This window comes from Polynucleobacter sp. AP-Kaivos-20-H2, assembly GCF_018882215.1.
In the GTDB taxonomy this organism is placed as follows: domain Bacteria; phylum Pseudomonadota; class Gammaproteobacteria; order Burkholderiales; family Burkholderiaceae; genus Polynucleobacter.
The window spans coordinates 292,075-314,688 of record NZ_JACVOX010000002.1 but is presented as its reverse complement, the minus strand read 5'-3'; the positions used below and the strand labels follow the sequence as shown (position 1 = coordinate 314,688).

The window sequence follows — 22,614 nt, the reverse complement described above, 5'->3', positions numbered from 1 at the left end:
AATCTCTGGGGTCGTTTAATATGGTTTATGAATTTGATTAAGATTTCGGTCTTCTTGCTTTCTTTGTTACCGCTAGCCCGCTTAGTTTGGCTTGGCGACCACGAAGGCCTGGGTGCTAACCCAATTGAATTTATCACCCGATCCACTGGTACTTGGGCATTGGTTTTTCTGTGTATTACCCTGGCGATGACCCCCTTACGCTTAATGACGGGTTTGACTGCTTGGATCAAGTTACGTCGTATGTTGGGACTTTTTTGTTTCTTCTACGCTTGCATCCACTTTTCGATTTGGTTCTGGTTGGATCAGAATTTAAACATTCAGTCCATGTGGAGTGATGTTGTAAAGCGCCCCTTCATTACGATGGGCTTTCTAACTTTAGTATTGTTAACACCCCTAGCGCTGACGTCAAACCAATGGGCTGTGCGTCAATTGGGTAGACGTTGGACTTTGTTGCATAAACTGGTGTATTTAATCGCATGTACTGCAATAGTTCATTATTGGTGGCATAAGGCAGGTAAAAATGATTTGGGAATAGTCTCGATTTATGGGGCGGTTATTTTGCTATTGCTGATCTGCCGTATCCCCGTAGTCAAAAATGCTCTCCAGAGTTGTCGAAGTAATTTGCCCAGATGAAGTAATGACTGCTGCCATACAATGGGCCTCATGAATACATTCTTTTCGAAACTAAGTCCACTCCTGTTATTGATGGGTGTTTCGGCCTGCTCTCAAACTCCTTCCTTACCCCCTGGGTCAACGACTTATTCCCCATATACTCCAGGGCAGGTGCAGGAATTCAATAGGCAGTCCCTGTCTCCGGTTGAGGGGCCGTTTGGTCCGGTAGATCCAAGAGCAGAAGATGCTCGTATAGCTAAAGAGCGCGCATCGGATGCAAAATATTACAAGCAACCCCAGGGTGAAGAAGAGTCAGAGGCAATAGAAGCGCAATCAGCCGACCCCTATCAAGCTACAAAGCCCGTTATTACTTTTTAGGCTAGCGTTAGTTTGGGAATAGAGTCTATTGTTAATAGCGCTTGCGCTTCCTCTGGTGTGGCGTTGAGCCACGCATCAAAGAGTTCAGGTCGCAACGGCACTACGGTACGTTTCTCATCTTCGGGTTTATGCATGCGCTGCATCACCGGGTGATTGCTGGCATTAATTGTGAGCATGGAAAATGAAACGATGAGCTCACCAGTTTCTGATTCAGTCCAAGTATCCCAGATAGAAGCAATGGCCATCGGTTCTTGATTGGCTTGCTTGATAGTAGTCCGGACTGCTTTACCAGATTCATAACAAGGCTCATAAAAAGCATCCGCCAAGGCTAATGCGTAATGCCGCTTGGTCCAGGCGAACTTGTAAGAGGGCTTTTCGGCTACCGTTTCAGCTCTTGCGCTATAGGTTTTTCTGCCGAAGGTTTCTTCTTTAGCCCATGATGGTAATAAGCCAAAGCGTGCCAAGCCAATGGCGGTACGGTCGGTATTGTGACTTTTGAGGATGATGGGGCCTGGGTAGGTCGGAAATACATCGTGAACGGTTGATGTCGGTAAATCGAGGTCAAAGTGGGTTTTTACCCAATCAACATTTACGGTAGTGAGATATTGAACGCACATAGGTACATTTTACTGTGGCTTATTCAGGTTTGACCCATACCTACTGGTACTATTGAGGTTAAATTTTAGAAAGATATCTCCCTTATGAAACCTTTTTCCTCTGTATTCAATCTAATGGTAGTGCGCTTGATTGCCGCAGGTGTATTGACGAGCGCGCTTGTTAGCGGCACTTATGCGCAACAGAGTGGATTGCCCATTAATGCAGCAGCTTCTGTTAATGGAACCATCATTACCAATGACATGGTGGAGCAGGGAATTAAAGTTGCCCTTTCTCAAGGGCAAAAGGATTCTCCAGAATTGCGCAAAGTAGTGATTGAGAAGTACATTGAAGTGCTCTTACTTTCGCAGCAGGCGGAAAAAGATGGTTTAGCAAATTCAGAAAAAGCCAACACACAACTGATGATGATTCGTCAGAACTATTTGGCGGATCTCGAGTTGTCTACATATATGGCTAAAAACCCAATTACTGATGCTGATGTTCAGGCTGAGTACAACAAAGAGGTTGCATCCTTAGGTCCTCAAGGGATGATTAATGAATACAAGGTGAGCGATATCACTGTCGCTACTGAAGCTGATGCACAAGCAGCATTGGCGCGCATTAAAAAAGGGGAGTCATTTGATAAGGTTGCTAAGAGTGTTTCTTTGGCGCCAAATAAGGTGCAAGGCGGTGCTGTAGGTTGGATTCAGCCTGGGCAAGTAGCGCCACAATTAGCTTCTGTATTGATGACTCTTTCTAAAGGTCAGGTTTCACCAGCCCCAATTCAGATGCAACAAGGTTGGTATTTAATCAAGTTAGAAGATAAGAAATCAAGCAAGCCGCCAGCATTCGAGCAAGCTAAGGCAGCTATTCGTGCTGGTATGACTCAAAGAAAGCAATATGAATTCTTAGGTCAGATTGCAAAAGATGCAAAGATTGTTGTTCAGTAAAAAAGCTTCAGCACTACGCTATAGAAAAAGGACTCCGCGTGAACTGACCCACAAAAGTTGGACAGTTTAATTAGGTTACCAGAAGGGATTGAGTTCGGTAATGAACCGGGCTCAATCCCTTTAGTTTTTGTTTGATCCGATCATGGTTGTAGTAGTGGATGTATTCCTTAAGCTCCGTTTTAAATGATTCGATACTTTCAAACCTCTTCCGATAGAAGAACTCTGTTTTCATAATCCCAAACCAGTTTTCCATCACTGCGTTGTCTAAGCAGTTACCTTTTCTAGACATGCTTTGAGTAATGCCTTGTTTCTTTATAGCCTGTTGATAAAACCCCATTTGATATTGCCAGCCCTGATCTGAGTGCAGCATGGGTTTGTCTTTTGGTCCCAGTTGTTTAAATGCGCTTTGGAGCATCTGCATGACGCTGCTAATCTGTGGCCGATCGCTAATCTCATAGGAGACGATCTCTTGGTTATAAAGATCTAAGATCGGCGAGAGGTATACCTTCTCACCCCTGATGTTGAACTCCGTCACATCAGTAACCCACTTCTGATTGGGTTTACTGGCCGCAAAGTTACGCTCTAATAAGTTGGGTGCTACCTTACCAATACCGCCTTTATAGGACTGATAGCGTTTAGGTCTAACAAGGGATTTAAGCCCTAGTTGCCCCATCAGCTTTTGTACGGTCTTGGGATCAAGGTAACGATGTTGGTTGCTCAGCTCTAAATGGACTCGCCGATAGCCATAGCAGCCCTTGTGGCGATGGTAGATTGCGCCAATTTGAGTCTTAGCATCCAGATAGGGGTCGACTTTAGCACTAGCACTTAGCTGGTAGTAGTAGACACTCCTGGCCATATTGGCAATGCCTAGGATAGTTTGCAAAGGGTACTGCTGCCTTAACTCGGTGACGACTTGGACCTGTTCTTGTTTGCCAAGTACTTTTGCTGAGCTAAGGCTTCGAGCTTTTTTAAGTAAGCGTTCTCCACCTCTAAATAGTGCGACTTCAGCAAGAGTTCTTCATGCGTAAGCTGCTCTGAAGGTTTAGCTAGGAGTGCTTGGATCTCACTTCGTTTTGACATGGGTGGCCGTCCCTTGGGTTTAGGTTCTAGGGCTGTAATACCGCCTTCATTGTAGAGGCGTTGCCATACGGAGATAGTGCTGGGAGAGGCGATATTAAAGTGGGCTGCCGCTTGATTAATGGAGAGCTGATCTTGCGCCATTACCTTGAGTACGGCAAGCTTAAAGGCACTGGGGTGATGAGTGTAAGTCTTGGTTAGACTTTTTTGACCATGAGCTTTAAAGGCATGAACCCATGTGCGGACATAGGTAAATTTAACGCCATACCGTTTTGCCGTTGCGGTAAATCCTTCTTTACCTGACAGATAGTGATGAATGACTTCTAGCTTAAAGTCTTTGCTGTATTTGGACATGAGGCTGACCCTTTTGAGTTGGATTTGATGTCCAACTTTTGTGGGTCAGTTCAGCGGAGTCCTTTTTTATTTTCGCTCTAGCGTAATGAAGCTAAACGTAATATCGCCCTCGGAGCCAGGAGTACGCTCCACTTCTTTCCATTCAGATTCATTTGGAACCGTAAAGAAAGTATCGCCCCCATCAACATCCATATTAATCTCCGTAATATAGAGTCGATCTGCTTTAGGAAATGCCTGCGTGAAGAGTTGTTCACCACCAATGACAAAAACACGTGGGAATTCACTCAAACTCTTCAAGGCTTCATCGAGAGATCCGACTAATTCGCCGCCAGTAGCCTCATAAGCTGCATTGCGGCTTACTACGATATTGCGACGTCCAGGCAGGGGACGCCCAATGGATTCCCAAGTCTTGCGACCCATAATCACGGGGTGCCCCATGGTGACGCGCTTGAAAAACTGCAAATCAGCCGAGATCTTCCAGGGCATTTGATTATCACGGCCAATGACGTGATTGCGTGAGCGCGCAACAATCATAGAAATAGCAGGTTGAGTCATGAATACGATTCTTAAATAGCTACAGGAGCTTTAATGTGAGGATGGGATTCATAGCCGATGATTTCGAAGTCTTCAAATTCATAGTCAAAAATAGAATCTGGTTTGCGCAAAATACTGAGCTTCGGTAGCGGGAAAAAATCACGAGATAACTGAAGTTCCACTTGCTCTAGATGGTTGCTATATAGATGACAATCACCGCCGGTCCAAACAAAGTCACCCACTTCCAAATTACATTGTTGCGCCATCATGTGCGTGAGCAATGCATAACTAGCAATATTAAATGGCACACCCAAGAAAATATCCGCACTACGTTGGTAGAGTTGGCATGACAACTTGCCATCGGCGACATAAAACTGAAAGAAAGCGTGGCAAGGTGCTAAAGCCATGCGAGGAATATCGGCTACGTTCCACGCAGAAACAATGATGCGACGTGAGTCTGGATTCTTTTTGATCGTCTCAACCACCTCAGAGATTTGATCGATGTGCTGACCATTCGGCGCTGGCCATGAGCGCCACTGATAACCGTAGATGGGACCTAAATCACCATCGGGTGCTGCCCATTCGTTCCAGATGGATACGCCGCGCTCTTTCAGCCAGTTATTGTTCGTGCTACCTTTGAGGAACCAGAGTAATTCATAGATGATTGACTTCAAGTGAAGCTTCTTGGTGGTCACCATAGGAAAGCCATCCGCCAAGTTAAAGCGCATCTGGTGTCCAAATACGGAGACTGTGCCAGTGCCGGTCCTGTCGGACTTTTGAACCCCCTTGGCGAGGACTTCTTTCATTAGATCGTGATATTGATGCATATAGATTGGCTAAAAGTGGTTATGTATTAACGAATTAAGGATAGCTTACTCGAATGTGGGCGACTTCACCCCCAAGGCCTTGTGAAGCTTGGGGGAGGTGGTTGTGTACTGGAGTTGAATCTGTTTTTCGGGGTTTAGGTATGCTGCGGCAGCAAAGGCGGCAAGAGCTGCCTCATGGAATCCAGACAGAATCAATTTTTTCTTACCGGGGTAGACATTGATATCGCCAACAGCGTAAATCCCAGGAATACTGGTTTGAAATTTCTCGGTATCGACGCAGATTTGTTTGCGATCGATATTCAGACCCCATTCGGCGATTGGGCCTAACTTAGGAGAGAGTCCATAGAACACTAGAAGATCGTCTAAAGGAATTTGTTTGGATTCGCCATCAATATTTGTGAAGGTGATCTCAGAAAGTAAGTCATCTTTCGATTCATAAGCAGTCACTTGTCCGATCAGCAGTTGCATCTGGTTGCTATTACAAAGTTCGCGCATTCTGGCAATTGATTTTGGCGCAGCCTTGAAGTCATCACGACGATGAATTAAGGTAACGCTGGCTGCAATTTCAGAAAAATGAATTGCCCAGTCTAAAGCTGCATCTCCACCTCCGCAAATCACAATTCTTTTCCTCGCAAATTGCTCGGGATTTTTAACGTGATAGAAGAGCTGTTTGTCTACAAAGATATCAATCCCCTCAAGGTTGATGGTACGTGGCTGAAAAGCCCCAACACCGCCAGCAATGAATACAGTTCTACTCAGAAAATGATTGTCTTGCGAGGTGCTAATGAGAAAGCGGCCATCGGCTTGGGGTTCAAGCTTAGCAACCTCTTGACCCAAATGAAATTGAGCGCCAAAGGGTGCAATTTGCTTTAGTAAATTGTTAGTGAGTTCGCGACCGGTACAGACAGGTATTGCAGGAATATCGTAGATGGGTTTATCTGGATATAACTCAATACATTGACCACCAACCTCTGGTAGTGAATCAATTACATGCGCTTTAATTTCTAAGAGGCCTAATTCAAAAACCTGAAAGAGACCCACAGGACCGGCGCCAATGATGACGGCATCGGTTTCTATAGGTTTATTCGACACCAATTTCTTTGGCTAGAAAATTACTTTACTAGCTGATCAAGTTTGTTTTTGACGTCTTTCCATTCTTCGGCATCTGGAAGAGCTGCTTTGGACTTGGTAATCGAAGTCCAAGAAGGAGAGAGTTCAGCATTGAGTTTGATGAATGCCTGTTGGTCACCAGGGACATCATCTTCAGCGTAAATAGCGTTAACAGGACACTCTGGAACGCAAACTGCGCAATCGATGCATTCATCTGGATCAATCACTAAAAAATTAGGACCTTCGCGAAAGCAGTCAACTGGGCAAACATCAACGCAGTCGGTGTATTTGCAACGGATACAGGCTTCGGTAACAACGTAAGTCATGGCGGTTTAGTTTCAAGAGCCCCAAAAAGCCGGGTGCTAGGTTATAAAAGCTCAATTTTAGCTGAAATAGCCTATTTTTCAGGCGAAAGGGTCTATTTACTTGAGGTAAAGTTCCCAATATGAATACACAGCCCAATAGCCCAGTTAATCAGCAAAAACCCAAGATTTTGGTGGCAAGAGCCATTTTTCCAGAGGCATTGGCCAAATTAGAGGAATCTTTTGAGGTGAGATCCAATCAGGAGGATCGCATTTTTAGCCCTGAAGAGTTGCAAAAAGAACTCTCTGGGGTTGTAGGGGCTTTGGTTACTGGCAGCGAAAGAATTGATGCTAATGCTCTGGCTCAAGCTAATGATTTGAAGGTGGTGGCCAATATTTCTGTGGGATATAACAATTTTGATGTGCCAGTAATGACTGCTGTTGGAGTGATGGCAACCAATACGCCAGATGTTTTAACTGACACAACAGCTGACTTTGGCTTTGCTTTATTGATGGCAACCGCAAGACGTATAACTGAATCTGAGCACTGGGTGCGGGCAGGACAGTGGGACAAATGGTCGATTGTGAATAATCCTCTTGGCATGGATTTGCATCACAGTACAGTAGGCATTATTGGTATGGGTCGAATTGGTCAAGGCATTGCAAAGCGCGCATTGGGTTTTGGTATGAATGTGATTTATCACAACCGCAGCCATTTATCAGAGGCTGATGAAAAAGCCTGTTGCGCTACATATGTTTCTAAAGAAGAATTGCTTCGCACCGCTGATCACGTAGTTCTGGTGTTGCCTTATAGCGCCGAGAGTCATCATACGATTGGCGCCAAAGAAATTGCTCTCATGAAACCAACGGCAACCCTGATAAACATTGCCCGTGGTGGCATTGTGGATGATGCGGCTCTGGCTCAAGCTCTCAAGGAAAAAAGAATCTTTGCAGCCGGCTTAGATGTATTCGAAGGCGAGCCCAAAGTGCATCCCGAGCTATTAAAATTGAATAACGTAGTACTTGCTCCACACATTGCTAGTGCTACAGAAAAAACACGTAGAGCGATGGTGGATTTAGCAGTAGATAATTTACGTGCAGCGCTTGCAGGAAAAAAACCACCCAGTCTTATTAATGCAGAAGTCTACAAAGCTTAGCAAAAAATAAAGCCGAGTCATACTCGGCTTTATTACTTGAAGCTTCGCTTCGAATATTAAGTTAGTTATTCAGCGTCAATTTCTTCTGGCAGTTCGCGCAAAGCTAACTCAATACCGCCGAATTTTCCAGCAACCCAGTTATAGACTTTGCAGGCAATCCATAACAATCCAAACCCGAGCAGGGCATTGAGAATGAGTGCGGACAACACAGTAAATCCTGGGATAGCACCGTCACGAATGAAGGCTACAAATAGAGCCAACAACACAATCGGTACAGAGAAGCAGAGGTAAACCAAAACTAAGGTTTTGGCGGTATGCATTGGGTCTAGAAAGACGAGTTCTTTTTTGCTAAGTTTCATAATGACGCAATCTTAAAGCAGTCCATCAAAAAGTGCTATATCTACCCAGTCTCCAGCGGCAACATTTCCCTGCTCGTGAGCTAGGATCACAAAGCAATTAGCTTCACTCATCGAGCGCAAAATCCCAGCACCCTGGCTGCCAGTTAGTCTTAGTGTAGGCTTGTTATCGGCTCCACGCCCTAGAATGGCGCGCTGAAATTCTGTACGACCCGGTTTTTTTCGAATGGGAGCTTCGGCAACGGCCTGGGTAAGAGGTGGTTCAGTCTGATTGGCTCCGTTGAGTTGTAAAAGTGCTGCTCGAACAAATTGATAGAAGGTCACCATGACCGCCACTGGATTTCCGGGTAAACCAAAGAAGAGCGTTTTGCGAGCGGGGAATTTTCCGGCGACTGGTTTGAGAACTCCAAACGCCATAGGGCGTCCTGGGCGCATGGCGATTTTCCAGAAACCGACATCACCCAACTCTTGCATGATCTGTTTTGTGAAATCTGCTTCACCAACCGAAACGCCCCCAGAGGAAATCAATACATCTGCTTTGCTAGCTGCCTCGATAAAGGCTTGCTTCAAAGAGATGGGATCATCGCGCACAATGCCGCAGTCAATGATTTCTAAATTTAGGCGATTGAGTAAACCAGTAAGACTGTAGCGGTTGCTGTCATATATGCTGCCTGCATCTAATGCTTGGCCTAGCGCGCGCAATTCATCACCGGAAGACAGAATGGCTACTTTGAGTTTGCGCTTTACTGGTAAGGAGGTAATACCAAGTGATGCAGCTAGACCTAGATCAGAAGGGCGCAGTAAGCGACCCGCAGCAATTGCAGGTTTACCCTTTTGAAGATCCTCACCACGTAGGCGTCTGTTCTCGCCAGGCTTTAATTGATCTTGCTTGAATTCAATTGCATTCTCATCTTTTGCGCTTGTGAATTCTTGTGGAATGACGGTATCGCAGCCAGCAGGTATCACGGCACCCGTCATGATTTTTAGGCATTCCCCAGGACCAATACTGCCTTCAAAGGGTTTGCCAGCAAGCGCCGTGCCAACCACCCTCAAGCCGATGGTAGTACTGTTGGTGTCGAGACATTTGCCATCAAATGCAAAACCATCCATAGCTGAATTGTCTGCAGCTGGCACATTGATAGGTGAAAGTAAATCGGCTGCCAATATTCGATTAATCGCTTGATCCAATGGAACATTTTCGATATCTGCAGGATCATTAATCGTCTTAGATTCTTCAATGAGATCTTCTACCAAAGCAGCAATTGCCTTGCGTGCATCATCAACATGTAGTGATGAGGTTAAGAGAATTGCTTGGTTTGGAGAGTGACTCATGCCGATGCTTCTTCTAGTGACTTTAGCTCTTCAGGAGTATTTACATTGGCAAATAGTTGAGGGTCATCAAAAATGACCGTGCTGCTATGCAACTCTCTAAACCAGCGATCAATTTTGAGACCCCCTTTTTGGAGAAATTGATCCAATGAATCTTGTAAGTTACTACGCATAAGACAAAAAACAGGCTGTGCCCATACTTTGCCATCCGCTTCTTTGGTGGAGGCGTACACCAATTGAAAATCACCTCGCTCCATCTCGGCAATTAATAACTCTGCGAGGTTATTGGGTAGCAGGGGGGAGTCGCAAGGTGAGGTAAGGAGATAAGAGGTCTTGCAGGACTTCAAACCTACAGAGAAGCCCGCTAATGGCCCTGAAAAATCTGGCGTTTCATCCATGATCACTGGATACCCATAGCTCGCATACTTTGTGACATTACGATTGGCATTAATCACAATAGTTTGTACTTGAGGCTTAAGCTTAGTAATGGCTGACTCAATGAGTGGTTTGCCGTGAAAAGGAATAAGACCTTTATCAATGCCACCCATGCGTTGCGCGCGTCCACCAGCAAGTATGAGTCCAGTAATGTCTTTAGTAGAAATCATTAACCACCAATGTAAGACATTTCAACCTTGCGGTTGCCAGAGGGTAGATTCGCAGTATTCGAACCCCGAATTTCTGAATAGTGATCGTCGCGAGTTGACCAGGTGTTCATTACCGCATTAGCAATTTCTAAATCACTCTTGCCAGAGCGCAGTAAGGTTTTGAAATCAAAACCTTCATTGGCAAAAAGGCAAAGATACATTTGCCCATCAGTCGAGATGCGTGCTCTAGAGCATTCGTGACAGAAAGTTTGAGTAACACTGGAGATCACACCAATCTCCCCTGAGCCATCGACATAGCGCCAGCGCTGTGCGACTTCACCGGTGTAGTTAGCCTCTACTGGCTCTAAAGGAAAAGCTTCATGAATTCTGGCAATCACTTCTTTAGACGGAAGTACCTGTTCCATATTCCAGCCATTAGAACTGCCCACATCCATAAATTCAATAAAACGCAGAATGACGCCGCTGCCTTTAAAGTGCTTAGCCATCGCAACAATCTCATGATCGTTGGTACCTTTTTTCACCACCATATTGACTTTGATATTTTGGAAGCCTGCTTCTTGCGCTGCGGCAATGCCATCGAGCACATCGGCAACTGGGAAGTCAACATCATTCATTTTTTTGAAGATGGCATCATCTAGACCATCGAGACTGACTGTCAATCTTTGCAGGCCGGCAGTTTTTAGTGCAGCAGCTTTCTTACGTAAGATGCTGCCGTTAGTAGTGAGGGTGAGGTCCAGCGCTTTATCTTCTGGAGTGCGCACTTTGGCCAACATCTCAATAAGTACCTCTAAGTTCTTGCGCAGCAAAGGCTCGCCACCAGTCAGTCTAATTTTTTCAACGCCCAAAGTAGCGAAGATAGAGGTGAGGCGAGTAATTTCTTCAAAACTCAGTAATTCTTTATGAGCTAGGTAAGGATAGTTTTGATCGAATACTTCCTTAGGCATGCAATAGGTGCAGCGAAAGTTGCAGCGATCGGTCACGGAGATACGCAGATCTCTTAGAGTGCGCCCCCGAGTATCTTTGGTATGACTATGCGGCGTGATGAGTTGGGCGCCAATAGATGGCGTTAGGCCTTTGCCTTCATCAATGCGTATCGGAATTACTTTAGGGTTTACTTTTTCAACCATGCTCTCAATTATGGCTGTGAAACGGGGTTTCTGCCAAACCGCCAAATATCCTTTTGGGATAAATGGCGGTCTGGAGAAAAGCTTAAATAAGCGTTAAACCGTTTTTTCTTGGCCGCCGGTTTCAACTAAAACCATTGGGCCATCAGGAAGACTTGCAGCCGGTTTAGGTGCTCTGCCCAAGTTATGAGCAACAGGCTCTGCCTGAATCTGGCTTTGAGCGTCAGCATGCTTTGAAGAGTCGGTAGCGACCCAAATCATGCCGGCTGATTGCACAACGCTATGCAACGAAGTTTCTTCAAGTGCCTGGAAGGCAACTTTAGGAAGTTCTGGTGCAGGTTTAGCGATGACCTCTAGCGGAGCAGCCGCAACAGCAACTGGTGCTGGATTAGATGCGGGAGCAGAGTTTTGTGTAGGACGATTTGATTGACGTGGAGCACGTGGTGCGCGCTCTTGCCTTTCTTGTTTCTCTGCTACAAGTTTTGCGTTACCAAAGCTGTTCGCAATATTCTGAATAGGCATGCTTGCAGATGCACCAGCCATACCTACTGGAGGGCCTGCAAATGGGCTTGCTGACATAGCAGTTGCTGGTGTATTAGCAACATCATTGCCACCTTCAGTACGCTCGCCACGTTGACCACGACCACGACCACGACGGTTGCGACCACGACCACGACGCTCTTCACCTTCAGCGCCTGGAGTAGTTTCGCCACCAGGAGCGGCTTCAGTTGCAGGCGTTACTGCTGCTGGATTAGCTTGATTGCGGTTCGCATCTTGACGTTCTGGCTTCGGACCATTTTGATTGCCCTGGTTACGATTGCCGTTACGGTTGTTGCGGTTGCGATTGTTGTTAGCACCTTCTGTTGGAGTACCTTCAGCTGCAGCCGCTTCTGGGCGCTCAGTACGCTCACCACGACGGTTGCGACCACGATTGCGATCGTTGCCATTGCGGCCTTGATTGCGGCCACGAGGGTTGCTTGGTGCAGGCTTCTCTTCAACTGCTGGGGATGAGGAGAAAAGCTTCTTAATAAACCCAAAGAGACCGCCAGAACTTTCAGTCACCACTTTTTCAGTACGTGCAGGACGTGGCTGACTGACTGGTGCAGGTTGTGTCGGAGTGATGCCTTTAACTGCTGCTTCTGGACGTACTTTTACATCCGCATCTTTTTTGCTAACTGTTGTGTCTGTTTCGAGTTCGCGAGCAGCTTCTTCCGCCATCACATAACTAGCCTTTTGGTCATCAAGACGTGGGTCGTCATGACGCAAGCGCTCTAGTTTGTAATGTGGAGTTTCTAAATGCTTGTTAGGAACCATCAAGACATTCACTTTGAAGCGGGTCTCGATCTTGATGACTTCAGCACGTTTTTCATTCAGGAGGAAGGCAGCCACTTCGACTGGTACCTGTGTATGAATCGCTGCTGTGTTTTCCTTCATCGCTTCTTCTTGGATGATACGCAGAACTTGCAATGCAGAAGATTCAGTATCGCGAATGTGGCCAGTGCCGTTACAACGTGGGCAGGTGACATGGCTACCTTCAGATAGTGCAGGGCGCAAGCGCTGACGAGACATTTCCATCAAGCCAAACTTGGAGATTTTGCCCATCTGAACGCGAGCACGATCATGACGCAGAGCATCGCGTAAGCGGTTCTCAACATCTTTTTGTGCTTTGCTCGATTCCATATCAATGAAGTCGATCACGATTAAGCCACCCAAATCACGTAAACGTGCTTGACGGGCGATTTCATCAGCAGCTTCTAAGTTGGTGCGAGTTGCAGTCTCTTCGATATCAGAGCCACGGGTTGCACGTGCTGAGTTGACGTCGACTGAAACTAAAGCTTCGGTATGGTCGATCACGATTGCACCGCCAGATGGCAGTGGCACAGTGCGTGAGTAAGCAGTTTCAATTTGATGCTCAATTTGGAAACGAGAGAACAAAGGTACATCGTCTTGATAGCGCTTTACTCGTGGCAAATTGTCAGGCATCACTACAGACATAAATGCTGCAGCTTGTTCGTAGATGTCATCGGTATCGATGAGGATCTCACCAATATCAGGCTGGAAGTAATCGCGAATCGCGCGAATCACTAAGCTAGATTCGAGGTAGATCAGTAATGGAGCAGAGTTGCCTTTAGCAGCTTCATCAATCGCTTTCCACAATTGCATGAGGTAACTTAAGTCCCACTGCAATTCAGTAGCATCACGACCAATACCAGCGGTACGAGCAATGATGCTCATGCCATCTGCCACTTCTAATTGAGCCATCGCTTCGCGGAGTTCTTGACGGTCTTCACCTTCAATACGGCGGGAAACGCCACCTCCACGTGGGTTATTCGGCATCAAGACCAAATAACGTCCTGCCAAGGAGATAAAGGATGTGAGGGCTGCACCCTTTTGGCCGCGCTCTTCTTTTTCTACTTGAACAATGATTTCTTGACCTTCGCGTAAGGCATCCTTAATAGAAGCATTACGGACGTCGGTACCTTCTTTAAAGTAACTGCGAGCTACTTCCTTAAACGGCAAGAAGCCATGACGCTCTTCGCCGTAATTGACAAAGCAGGCCTCAAGGGAAGGTTCAATACGGGTAATGACACCTTTGTAGATATTGCCTTTGCGTTGTTCACGGCCGGCAGCTTCGATATCGATATCAATGAGTTTTTGACCATCAACGATGGCAACTCGCAACTCTTCTTGTTGAGTTGCATTAAACAACATGCGTTTCATAACACTCTCCTATGGGGGAGGGCGTCGTTGCGCGCTGCGTTAGGGGACAAGTTTGATACCACTTGGGACTAAGCCCAAGGCGGTTTATGAGTGTGGATCATGCAAATCTAGACATTTTTTGCCTAGTTCACCAGCTTAACTGTTGGTTAATTTGGTGCCACACCTGACGATCGCCGCAGAGACCTCCTTCAGGTCATCAATGCAGGCGCGCGCCTGAAAACTGTCTTCTAATCGCGGGTCGCGGCATACGGCACACCAACCCTGCGCCTCATTAAACGGGGGAGGGGCAACCCCGGGAGTCTTTTAAAGGGCGACTCCAAGCTCCACGATTCAAACCTGACTTCAGGTTGGTCTCGGGCCAATAAATTGGCTAGAGCGTTGATTATACGGCACAAGTTGCGTGACAATGGGGTATTGTTGAGTCCCTTGTCATCCCCTTGTGGGGTCGCAAGAGAGATAAATCATGAAATCCGAGCCCATTTCCAAGCCCTTAAAGGCGAAAACGCCCACTACTTCAGCGCCTGCTGCAGTGCATCTTCAGACCATTGGTCCCGAAGAGGCCGGTCAACGCCTAGACAACTATTTGTTGCGTTGGGCCAAAGGGGTTCCCAAAAGCCACGTTTACCGAATTATTCGATCTGGCGAGGTCCGAGTCAATAAAAAGCGGGCTGAGCCAACAACCCGTCTGATTGAGGGGGATGTGGTGCGGCTGCCTCCGGTTCGAATTGCTGAACCCGCCCAAATGGCTGCGGTTAATAGCGCTCAAATCAAATCTCGGGCGCATGGCTACTCGGACAAAATGCCGATTCTTTTTGAGGATGAAGCACTCTTAATAGTCAATAAGCCAACAGGTTTAGCGGTGCATGGTGGCTCCGGCATCGCACTTGGTGTCATTGAGACCCTGCGCATTACTCGCCCAGAGCTCAAGTTTTTGGAATTGGTCCATCGCTTAGACCGTGACACATCAGGCGTTTTACTCTTGGCTAAAAAGCGAAGCGCTTTGGTGGAACTGCATCGTCAAATTCGTGAGGGTCAAACGGATAAGCGCTATTACTTGCTTGCACATGGTGAAATTATCCAAGGCGCTCAAACCATGCAGCTCAAATATCCGCTGCATAAATATCTTCTGCCTAATGGCGAGCGCCGCGTTCGCGTTGATCCAGATGGATTACCAAGTCATACCTCCTTAAGAGTAACTAAAGTGCTCAAGCGCGAGGGCGCATCAATCACTCTAGCTGAGGCGCAACTTAAGACGGGACGTACTCATCAGATTCGGGTGCATTTGCAAAAGCTAGGGCATGCAATTTTGGGTGATGATAAATATGGCTTTGAGGATTTGGATAAGGTGGTTAAATCCAAGCGCTTATATCTACACGCTCATTTGGCTGGTTTTACACACCCACGTACTGGCGAAAAGATGCGGATTGAATCGCCATTACCTGCAGAATTTGCGGCCATGATAAAAACCTTTGAGCAGTAAATATCAGAATGTCTCAAGCAAATAAATCGAATCGACCCTATGACCTGATTGTGTGGGATTGGGATGGAACCATCATGGATTCCACGCCAACCATCGTGCATTGTATTCAGCAAGCCTGTCGCGATTTAGGCTTTAAAGCGCCTGACGACACATTGGCGAGTTCAGTCATTGGTTTGGGAATTCAGGATTCGTTGCGCAGAGCAGTGCCATGGATAGAACCGGCCCATTTTCCAAAACTGACTGAGCGTTTTCGTTATCACTACTTAGCCAAAGATCATGAGCTCGATTTGTTTGTGGGCATACGAGAGCTCTTAGAGGAGCTGCACGCTAAACAGTATTTACTAGCTGTTGCCACTGGAAAGTCGCGTGTCGGATTGGATCGCTCGCTTGGCCATCATCAGATCGGCCATCTCTTTCATGAGACCCGTACAGCGGATGAATCTTTTTCTAAGCCTCATCCAGGAATGTTGCTTGAGCTATCGGATGTGACTCAAGTGCCGACTCGTCGCATGCTGATGATTGGCGACACAACCCACGACCTCGATATGGCAGCGAATGCTGGGGTTGATGCGGTAGCTGTGACTTATGGCGCTCACCCACCCGATACCTTAAAAGCTTCACCATCATTAACGCATGTAGATGATGTCGCACAACTCTCACAATGGCTTAAAAATAACCTGCAATACTAAGGAAGCAAAAAGATGGAAAACAACCCAAACCCTAATTGGGAACGTCAAGCTCTCGAACATCTCTTGTTGGAGAATTTAAAAGAAACTCGTAAAGCACGTCGTTGGAAAGCAGTGCTGCGAGTACTTACCTTGCTGGTTATTGTTGGCGCATTGCTTTCGATATTTGATTTTCACCTTCCAGGCAAGGGCATGGGGGTTGAAAAACACACTGCATTGGTAACACTTGAAGGAGAAATTTCTTCCAGCTCGATGGCTAATGCAATGGATATCAATTCCTCTTTATTGTCTGCATTTGAAAATGAGCACAGCGCTGGTGTTGTGTTGCGTATTAATAGTCCTGGAGGTTCGCCAGTTCAAGCCGGCATGATCAATGATGAGATTCACCGCTTGCGCAAGCTCTATCCCAAAAAACCGTTTTATGTCGTTGTCGAAGACATCTGCGCATCTGGTGGTTACTACGTTGCGGTCGCTGCGGATCAAATCTTGGTTGATAAAGCCAGCTTGGTGGGATCCATTGGGGTGATCATGGAAGGCTTTGGTTTTACAGGCCTCATGGATAAGTTGGGTGTTACTCGTCGCATGATTACCTCAGGCTCTAATAAAGGCATGATGGATCCATTTAGCAAAGAGAATCCAAAGCAAGTTGAAATGGTCAAGACCATGATTGATGAGATTCACCAGCAATTTATTGCAGTGGTGAAAGAGGGCCGTGGCGATCGCTTAAAAGACGTGCCAGATTTATTTTCTGGCCGTATTTGGAATGGCGAGCAAGCAGTCAAGATTGGTTTGGCTGATGGGTATGGCACAGTAGATACCGTTGCCCGCGACATCTTTAAGGCGCCCGATATTCTGGACTACACCATGAAAGAGAATTTCGCTGAGCGGGTTGCTAAACGCTTTGGTGCTGAAGCTGGAACTGCTGCTGGTAAAGCGTTGGTAAAGACACCTGACCTTAAATAGAAATAATAAAAAAGTAAAACTAAAGCATTGCTAAAGCATTGAAGGTTTAGGCCAGCAGTAGAAATACTGTTGGCCTATTTTGCAATGAAGCACAAGCGGCTTCATTCGGATAGCGTTTACGCCAATCTGCAATTGAAAGGGTGGCAATCGTTTCTGATGGCAGACTAAGGTCCACACCGAGGCATAGCAGGCTTTGCGGCGCTAAAGAATTGATGCAAGCCATGAGCATGGCAGTATTTCGATAAGGTGTCTCAATCCAAATTTGGGTTTGTTGTAATTTACGAGACTCAACTTCGAGTTGCTTAAGTTTGGCAGTGCGCTCATGGGTGTCATGAGGCAAGTAACCCTGAAATGCAAAGCGTTGGCCATTGAGTCCGCTTGCCATCAGGCCTAACAAGATAGAGCTCGGTCCAACGAGTGGCTTCACTTGGGCGCCTAGCTTATGTGCCGCTAGCACTAACTCTGCACCAGGGTCTGCAACGCCAGGGACTCCTGCTTCAGACATCAAGCCCATATCATTGCCAGCAAGCAAAGGTTTGAGTAAATCGGCCGGCTTAACCGCATCACCATACTTTGCATTGCGCGCAGCACCACGCCATTCACTCATGTGCATTTCTTGGATGGTGCATGCCAACGGAGAGACAGAATCGATTGCTTTTAACAACGCTCGCGCCGTCTTGGCATCTTCAACAATCCAGTGCTTTAACTTGGCTGTTTGCGTAATCGTTTCAGATGGAAGTACCCAGGGCAATTGCTCAACACGACCATCATCGCCCAAGGTATTGGGAACTAAATACAGGGCGCCAAGTTTGCTCATGAATTATTTTTCTAATGAATCTAGTTATTAATTTTTGCTTTATTTTTTTGTTGGAATTGCAAAGCCAGCATCGCGTAGCATGCTGGTTAATGCAATCAGCGGCAAACCAATTAAGGCGGTTGGATCATCGCTCTTGATGGACTCTAGCAGACTGATGCCTAGGCCTTCTGACTTGGCGCTGCCAGCGCAATCATAAGGCTCTTCAGCTAGTAGGTACGCCTCTAGGGTGCTGTCTGGAAGTTTGCGAAAAGTAACTTCAGTAGGAACACATAAAGTGGTTTGGCTATCACCCTTCATCAAACATAGCGCCGTTTGAAAAGTCACCGCTTGACCACGCATGAGTTGTAGTTGGGCTAAGGCTCTTTCAAAATTACCAGGCTTACCAATCGCTGCTCCACAAAGATCGGCAACTTGATCAGAGCCAATGACCCAAGCATCAGGATGCTCTTTAGCAACTGCAGCTGCTTTTGCTTGAGCAAGTCGGAGTGCCAAATCAAGAGTGCTCTCTCCAGTATGTGGGGTTTCATCTACCTTTGGTGAAATAACTTCAAACGGAATTCGTAAGCGCTCTAAAAGTTCACGGCGATATTGGGAGGTGGATGCCAAAATTAGGCTTGGGTTTTGGGACGAGTTTGCTGGGATACTCATGGTGTTCTGCACTTTCGGGCTGGCATTCATTTAGACTGATGCTATGAATCGTAATCAAGTTTTACCTCAAGTCGAACTATCTGCTGAGCCTAGTGCCTTAAAGAGGGTAGATTTTTGTGCCCCTCAATCTTATGTGGGGTCTGGTTTTTTAAGCATGTCAGATATGCCAAGGCTGGCCGAGGAGGCATCAACCGTTAACCCAGCCGATGGCTTTAATTGGTCTGTGAGGACCTATTTTGAGGATTCCCCGGGTAGCGAGCCCCATCAAATCCTCGAATTAGGGCTAAAAGGACGTTTGCACCTGGTCTGTCAGCGCTGTTTACAAGATTGCGCAGTAGATTTGGATGAAAACCGTCGATTTATTCTGGTTTTGACAGATTCTGAGGCTGATGAATACCCTCTTGAGGATGAGGAGCAAGAGCCTCTGGTCGTAAATCAGCACTTCAACCTCCTGGAAACCATAGAGGATGAGGTTTTGCTGTCTTTGCCTCTGATTCCAAAGCATCCGGATGGGTTTTGTGAGCCCCACGCATCTACCTTTGGTGATGAGGTTGATGAGGAGCTGTCAAATGAGCGGGAAAACCCCTTTAACATATTGAAAAATATGAAGAAAAACTGAAATTAGGGGTCTGATTTCAGTTGTTGTTTTAAGTATCTTTTGTCAATAAATCAAGCATTTAGGCGCATTTCCATGCTAGAATATCGCCTTGCTTAGGAGTTCAATATGGCCGTTCAACAAAACAAAAAATCACCTTCCAAACGTGGCATGCACCGTGCGCACGACTTCTTGACCGCACCTGCTACGGCTGTTGAAGCCACAACTGGTGAGGCTCATTTGCGCCACCACATTTCACCTAATGGCTACTATCGTGGTCGTAAAGTTGTTAAAACTAAAAACGACTAATTTTTTAGTCTAAACAGATAGAAGCGGCTCCAGTAAAAGCCGCTTTTTTCTTGGATAAATCACTTGCAGCAATCAATGAGCTTATGAGCGTTACTCTTGCTATTGATGCCATGGGCGGAGATCATGGAGTCGTCGTGACGGTTCCGGCTGCCTGCGATTTTTTAGAAAAACACGCTGATGTGAAGATTACCCTCGTTGGTGATCCTGATTTAATTAAGCAAGCCTTGAGTAAATCACCCAAAGCTCCTATGGAGCGAATTCAAATTATTCCCGCTAGTGAAGTTGTCTTGATGGATGATCCCATTGAGATTGCTCTGCGTCGCAAAAAAGATTCCTCTATGCGCGTTGCCATCATGCAAGTGAAGGAGGGCGCCGCCGATGCAGTGATCTCTTCTGGTAATACTGGCGCACTCATGGCGATCTCTCGCTACATTCTCAAAACGCTTGATGGTGTTGATCGTCCTGCGATTGCTACCGCGATCCCCAATGAATTAGGGCGCGGGACAACTATGCTGGACCTAGGCGCAAATGCCGACTGTGAACCAATGCACTTGGTGCAGTTTGCCCAGATGGCAAACGTGATGGTGCAGGTGGTTGATGGTAAAGAAAACCCTTCAATTGGCCTTCTCAATATTGGTGAAGAAGTGATTAAGGGCAATGAAGTTGTTAAGCAAACCAGCGAGTTACTTCGCCAAACCTCTTTAAACTTTTATGGCAACGTTGAAGGCAATGACATTTTTAAGGGAACGACTGATATTGTGGTCTGCGATGGCTTTGTTGGTAACGTAGTTCTTAAAGCCAGTGAAGGTTTAGCAAAAATGATGAGTGGCTTGATTAGGCAAGAATTTAATCGCTCATTGCTTACGAAGTTGATGGCGATCTGTGCAATGGTGCCATTGCTAAGAGTACGTAAGCGTGTTGATCATCGTCGTTATAACGGCGCAGTATTGTTGGGTTTACGTGGTTGCGTGATTAAGAGCCATGGTTCTGCTGATCGCTTTGCTTTTGGCTTTGCCTTGGATCGCGCCTATGAGGCGGCTAAGAACCGCATGGTGGAGCGTATTGCTGCAGCCTTTGTGGTGGAGACAAAACTATGAGTATTTTTGCGAGAGTAGCAGGTACCGGAAGTTATCTTCCGGAATTACGTTTAACTAACCAGGATTTGGTCGAGCGTCTCGCCAAGACAGGGCTAGAGACCAGTGATGAGTGGATTAAGACACGAAGCGGTATTTCTGCACGTCACTTTGCTGCTGAAAATGAGTTAACTAGTGATCTGGCTGTCAAAGCGGCACAAGCTGCATTAACTAGTACCGGCATTACCTCGGAGGATTTGGACCTCATCATTTTGGCCACTTCTACTCCAGATCATTTGGGTGGTTTTCCAAGTACCGCTTGCGTAGTACAGGACAAATTGGGTGCACACACAGCTTGTGCTGCTTTTGATGTGCAAGCAGTCTGTGCTGGCTTTACTTATGCGCTTGCCATTGCAGATGCATTTATTCGTTCTGGTTCATACAAAAAAGTATTGGTCATTGGCGCAGAAACATTCTCCCGTATTCTGAATTTCCAAGACCGTGGCACTTGTGTCTTATTTGGCGATGGTGCTGGAGCTGTTGTGCTTGAGGCCTCTAAAGAGGCAGGCATTCTCTCTACTGCATTACATGCCGATGGTAGTCAACGCGGTATTTTGTGTGTTCCTGGGCGTGCTGGTAATGGCGAAGTGCATGGTTCCCCATTTATGACTATGGATGGTCAAGCGGTCTTTAAGCTTGCTGTGAAGGTCTTAGAGCAGGTAGCTCACGAGGCACTCGAAAAAGCAAACCTAAAGGCTGAGCAAATCGACTGGCTAGTACCGCATCAAGCTAATATTCGCATCATGGAAGGCACGGCTAAGAAGATGGGTATGTCCATGGATAAAGTGATTGTTACTGTGCATGAGCATGGCAATACTTCGGCTGCATCCATTCCATTGGCATTGGATGTTGGCGTGCGTTCTGGGCAAATTCAGCGTGGGCAGCATCTCTTGTTAGAGGGTGTTGGCGGTGGGTTCGCTTGGGGTGCGGTTGCGATTAAATACTAAGAGCGGCACACTATCTTTATTCATCTCTTTAATTTCTTTTTAGCGAATTAATCACATGACATTTGCATTTGTATTTCCTGGTCAAGGCTCTCAATCCGTTGGCATGCTCAATTCCATTTCTGAGCGCCCGGAAGTACGCGCAACATTGCAAGAGGCTTCTGAGGCATTAAGTGAGGACGTTGCAAAGCTGATTTCTGAAGGCCCTGCTGGGGCATTGTCATTAACAACCAATACGCAGCCTGTGATGTTGACTGCTGGTGTGGCCTTCTACCGCGCTTGGTTAGCTGCTGGTGGCCCTGCCCCTAAGGTGATGGCTGGTCATAGTCTTGGTGAGTACACTGCCTTGGTTGCATCTGGCGTTATTTCTTTTAAAGATGCTGTTCCATTGGTGCGCTTTCGTGCTGAAGCAATGCAAACTGCTGTGCCGGTAGGTACAGGTGGTATGGCTGCGATTCTCGGCTTGGATGATGCAATCGTGATTCAGGTTTGTGCTGAAGCAAGTGCTGCTTCTGGCGGTGTTGTTGAAGCCGTCAATTTCAATGCCCCTGGCCAAGTAGTGATTGCTGGTGCAAGTGATGCCGTTACTAAAGCATGTGAATTATTGAAAGCTGCTGGTGCTAAGCGTGCCTTGCCGTTGCCAGTATCTGCACCGTTCCATTCTTCTTTGCTGCAACCAGCCTCTGAAAAATTGAAAGTCTATTTAGCTAATATTGAGTTTAAAGCACCAACTATTTCCGTGATCAATAACGTAGATGTTGAAATCTTGAATGATCCGATTGCCATTAAAGATGCCTTAGTACGTCAAGCTGCTAAGCCTGTGCGTTGGCAAGAAACCATTCAGGCTATGGCCTCTCAAGGTATTACTCAGGTAGTGGAGTGCGGTCCTGGCAAAGTATTAGCAGGTCTTACTAAACGCATTAATGATCAGGTCACTGGTGTGCCGGTATTTGACGAAGCTAGCTTGAATGAAGTTTTGGCAAGCTTTAAATAAAACAAACGTAATAGT

Annotated in this window: 25 protein-coding genes; 12 read left to right on the top strand and 13 right to left on the bottom strand. The window is 46.5% G+C overall.

All coding sequences use genetic code 11. The features are described from left to right. Nucleotides 1-27 precede the first annotated feature (27 nt). Complete coding sequence (gene msrQ, locus ICE89_RS05985) at nt 28-633, top strand: protein-methionine-sulfoxide reductase heme-binding subunit MsrQ (protein ID WP_216265206.1); 606 nt, start codon at nt 28-30, stop codon at nt 631-633. 30 nt (nt 634-663) lie between these two features. Further along, complete coding sequence (locus ICE89_RS05980; protein ID WP_255558728.1) at nt 664-990, top strand: hypothetical protein; 327 nt, start codon at nt 664-666, stop codon at nt 988-990. Here ICE89_RS05980 and ICE89_RS05975 read toward each other — a convergent pair. Further along, nucleotides 987-1,607: an SOS response-associated peptidase gene (locus ICE89_RS05975; protein ID WP_216265205.1), complete on the bottom strand. Its 621-nt coding sequence runs from the start codon at nt 1,605-1,607 to the stop codon at nt 987-989. The two genes, ICE89_RS05980 and ICE89_RS05975, sit on opposite strands and share 4 nt — an antisense overlap. 84 nt (nt 1,608-1,691) lie before the next feature. Here ICE89_RS05975 and ICE89_RS05970 point away from each other — a divergent pair, with 84 nt between their 5' ends. Next, nucleotides 1,692-2,534: a peptidyl-prolyl cis-trans isomerase gene (locus tag ICE89_RS05970; protein WP_255558726.1), complete on the top strand. Its 843-nt coding sequence runs from the start codon at nt 1,692-1,694 to the stop codon at nt 2,532-2,534. A 70-nt stretch (nt 2,535-2,604) separates the two neighbouring features. Here the strand turns inward: ICE89_RS05970 and ICE89_RS05965 are convergent. The 5 genes from ICE89_RS05965 to fdxA form a co-directional block, all read right to left on the bottom strand. Further along, nucleotides 2,605-3,965 (bottom strand): IS3 family transposase gene (locus ICE89_RS05965; protein WP_216265204.1). Its coding sequence is split into 2 segments (ribosomal slippage): nt 2,605-3,506 and nt 3,506-3,965, totalling 1,362 coding nucleotides; the frame shifts between segments, so codons are not numbered across the junction. A gap of 66 nt (nt 3,966-4,031) precedes the next feature. Beyond that, a complete protein-coding gene (locus ICE89_RS05960) occupies nt 4,032-4,520 on the bottom strand; it encodes a dihydrofolate reductase (protein ID WP_216265203.1) in 489 nt (162 codons plus the stop codon). Nucleotides 4,521-4,531: 11 nt separating this feature from the next. Continuing rightward, nucleotides 4,532-5,326, bottom strand: coding sequence for a thymidylate synthase (locus tag ICE89_RS05955; protein ID WP_216265202.1), 795 nt, complete (start codon nt 5,324-5,326; stop codon nt 4,532-4,534). 45 nt (nt 5,327-5,371) lie between these two features. Beyond that, on the bottom strand, nt 5,372-6,418 hold the full coding sequence (locus ICE89_RS05950) for an FAD-dependent oxidoreductase (protein ID WP_216263966.1): 1,047 nt from the start codon (nt 6,416-6,418) through the stop codon (nt 5,372-5,374). 20 nt (nt 6,419-6,438) lie between these two features. Next, nucleotides 6,439-6,762 (bottom strand): ferredoxin FdxA, encoded by a 324-nt coding sequence (gene fdxA, locus ICE89_RS05945; RefSeq protein WP_216122099.1) that lies wholly within the window; start codon nt 6,760-6,762, stop codon nt 6,439-6,441. Nucleotides 6,763-6,881: 119 nt separating this feature from the next. Between fdxA and ICE89_RS05940 the strand changes: the two genes are divergently transcribed. Next, entirely contained in the window at nt 6,882-7,895 is a 1,014-nt protein-coding gene (locus ICE89_RS05940) for a D-glycerate dehydrogenase (RefSeq protein ID WP_216265201.1), read from the top strand. Nucleotides 7,896-7,960: 65 nt separating this feature from the next. On the opposite strand, the gene ICE89_RS05935 is transcribed toward ICE89_RS05940, so the two are convergent. The 5 genes from ICE89_RS05935 to ICE89_RS05915 form a co-directional block, all read right to left on the bottom strand. Beyond that, entirely contained in the window at nt 7,961-8,254 is a 294-nt protein-coding gene (locus ICE89_RS05935) for a hypothetical protein (protein WP_072583151.1), read from the bottom strand. Between the two features lie 12 nt (nt 8,255-8,266). Further along, nucleotides 8,267-9,583 carry a gephyrin-like molybdotransferase Glp gene (glp, locus tag ICE89_RS05930; protein ID WP_216265200.1) on the bottom strand — a complete coding sequence of 439 codons (1,317 nt, stop codon included), beginning with the start codon at nt 9,581-9,583 and terminating at the stop codon, nt 8,267-8,269. Further along, nucleotides 9,580-10,185 (bottom strand): molybdenum cofactor guanylyltransferase MobA, encoded by a 606-nt coding sequence (gene mobA / locus ICE89_RS05925; RefSeq protein ID WP_216265199.1) that lies wholly within the window; start codon nt 10,183-10,185, stop codon nt 9,580-9,582. The genes glp and mobA overlap by 4 nt, the downstream gene beginning before the upstream one ends. Continuing rightward, a complete protein-coding gene (moaA, locus tag ICE89_RS05920; protein ID WP_216265198.1) occupies nt 10,185-11,312 on the bottom strand; it encodes a GTP 3',8-cyclase MoaA in 1,128 nt (375 codons plus the stop codon). Before moaA ends, mobA begins: the two co-directional genes overlap by 1 nt. A gap of 93 nt (nt 11,313-11,405) precedes the next feature. Continuing rightward, a complete protein-coding gene (locus tag ICE89_RS05915; protein WP_216265197.1) occupies nt 11,406-14,030 on the bottom strand; it encodes an Rne/Rng family ribonuclease in 2,625 nt (874 codons plus the stop codon). A 463-nt stretch (nt 14,031-14,493) separates the two neighbouring features. Here ICE89_RS05915 and ICE89_RS05910 point away from each other — a divergent pair, with 463 nt between their 5' ends. From ICE89_RS05910 to sppA, 3 genes are read left to right on the top strand one after another with little or no spacing between them, the layout of a single operon-like run. Next, entirely contained in the window at nt 14,494-15,510 is a 1,017-nt protein-coding gene (locus ICE89_RS05910; RefSeq protein ID WP_216265196.1) for an RluA family pseudouridine synthase, read from the top strand. 8 nt (nt 15,511-15,518) lie between these two features. Continuing rightward, nucleotides 15,519-16,199 (top strand): HAD-IA family hydrolase, encoded by a 681-nt coding sequence (locus tag ICE89_RS05905; RefSeq protein ID WP_216265195.1) that lies wholly within the window; start codon nt 15,519-15,521, stop codon nt 16,197-16,199. Between the two features lie 12 nt (nt 16,200-16,211). Then, on the top strand, nt 16,212-17,159 hold the full coding sequence (gene sppA, locus ICE89_RS05900) for a signal peptide peptidase SppA (RefSeq protein ID WP_216242420.1): 948 nt from the start codon (nt 16,212-16,214) through the stop codon (nt 17,157-17,159). Nucleotides 17,160-17,205: 46 nt separating this feature from the next. Here sppA and ICE89_RS05895 read toward each other — a convergent pair whose 3' ends face one another. Both ICE89_RS05895 and ICE89_RS05890 read right to left on the bottom strand, forming a co-directional pair. Further along, nucleotides 17,206-17,976, bottom strand: coding sequence for an SAM-dependent methyltransferase (locus tag ICE89_RS05895; RefSeq protein WP_216265194.1), 771 nt, complete (start codon nt 17,974-17,976; stop codon nt 17,206-17,208). Nucleotides 17,977-18,015: 39 nt separating this feature from the next. Then, nucleotides 18,016-18,624: a Maf family nucleotide pyrophosphatase gene (locus ICE89_RS05890; RefSeq protein ID WP_216264011.1), complete on the bottom strand. Its 609-nt coding sequence runs from the start codon at nt 18,622-18,624 to the stop codon at nt 18,016-18,018. Nucleotides 18,625-18,667: 43 nt separating this feature from the next. On the opposite strand from ICE89_RS05890, the gene ICE89_RS05885 reads away from it, so the two are divergent. The 5 genes from ICE89_RS05885 to fabD all read left to right on the top strand — a co-directional run bounded on the left by ICE89_RS05885 (nt 18,668) and on the right by fabD (nt 22,599). Continuing rightward, nucleotides 18,668-19,243, top strand: coding sequence for a YceD family protein (locus ICE89_RS05885; protein ID WP_216265193.1), 576 nt, complete (start codon nt 18,668-18,670; stop codon nt 19,241-19,243). A 105-nt stretch (nt 19,244-19,348) separates the two neighbouring features. Continuing rightward, a complete protein-coding gene (gene rpmF, locus ICE89_RS05880) occupies nt 19,349-19,528 on the top strand; it encodes a 50S ribosomal protein L32 (RefSeq protein WP_011902241.1) in 180 nt (59 codons plus the stop codon). A gap of 83 nt (nt 19,529-19,611) precedes the next feature. Next, complete coding sequence (gene plsX, locus ICE89_RS05875) at nt 19,612-20,625, top strand: phosphate acyltransferase PlsX (RefSeq protein WP_216263976.1); 1,014 nt, start codon at nt 19,612-19,614, stop codon at nt 20,623-20,625. Further along, nucleotides 20,622-21,608 (top strand): beta-ketoacyl-ACP synthase III, encoded by a 987-nt coding sequence (locus ICE89_RS05870; RefSeq protein WP_216263977.1) that lies wholly within the window; start codon nt 20,622-20,624, stop codon nt 21,606-21,608. The genes plsX and ICE89_RS05870 overlap by 4 nt, the downstream gene beginning before the upstream one ends. Nucleotides 21,609-21,663: 55 nt before the next feature. After that, nucleotides 21,664-22,599 (top strand): ACP S-malonyltransferase, encoded by a 936-nt coding sequence (fabD, locus tag ICE89_RS05865; protein ID WP_216265192.1) that lies wholly within the window; start codon nt 21,664-21,666, stop codon nt 22,597-22,599. Nucleotides 22,600-22,614: the final 15 nt, after the last annotated feature.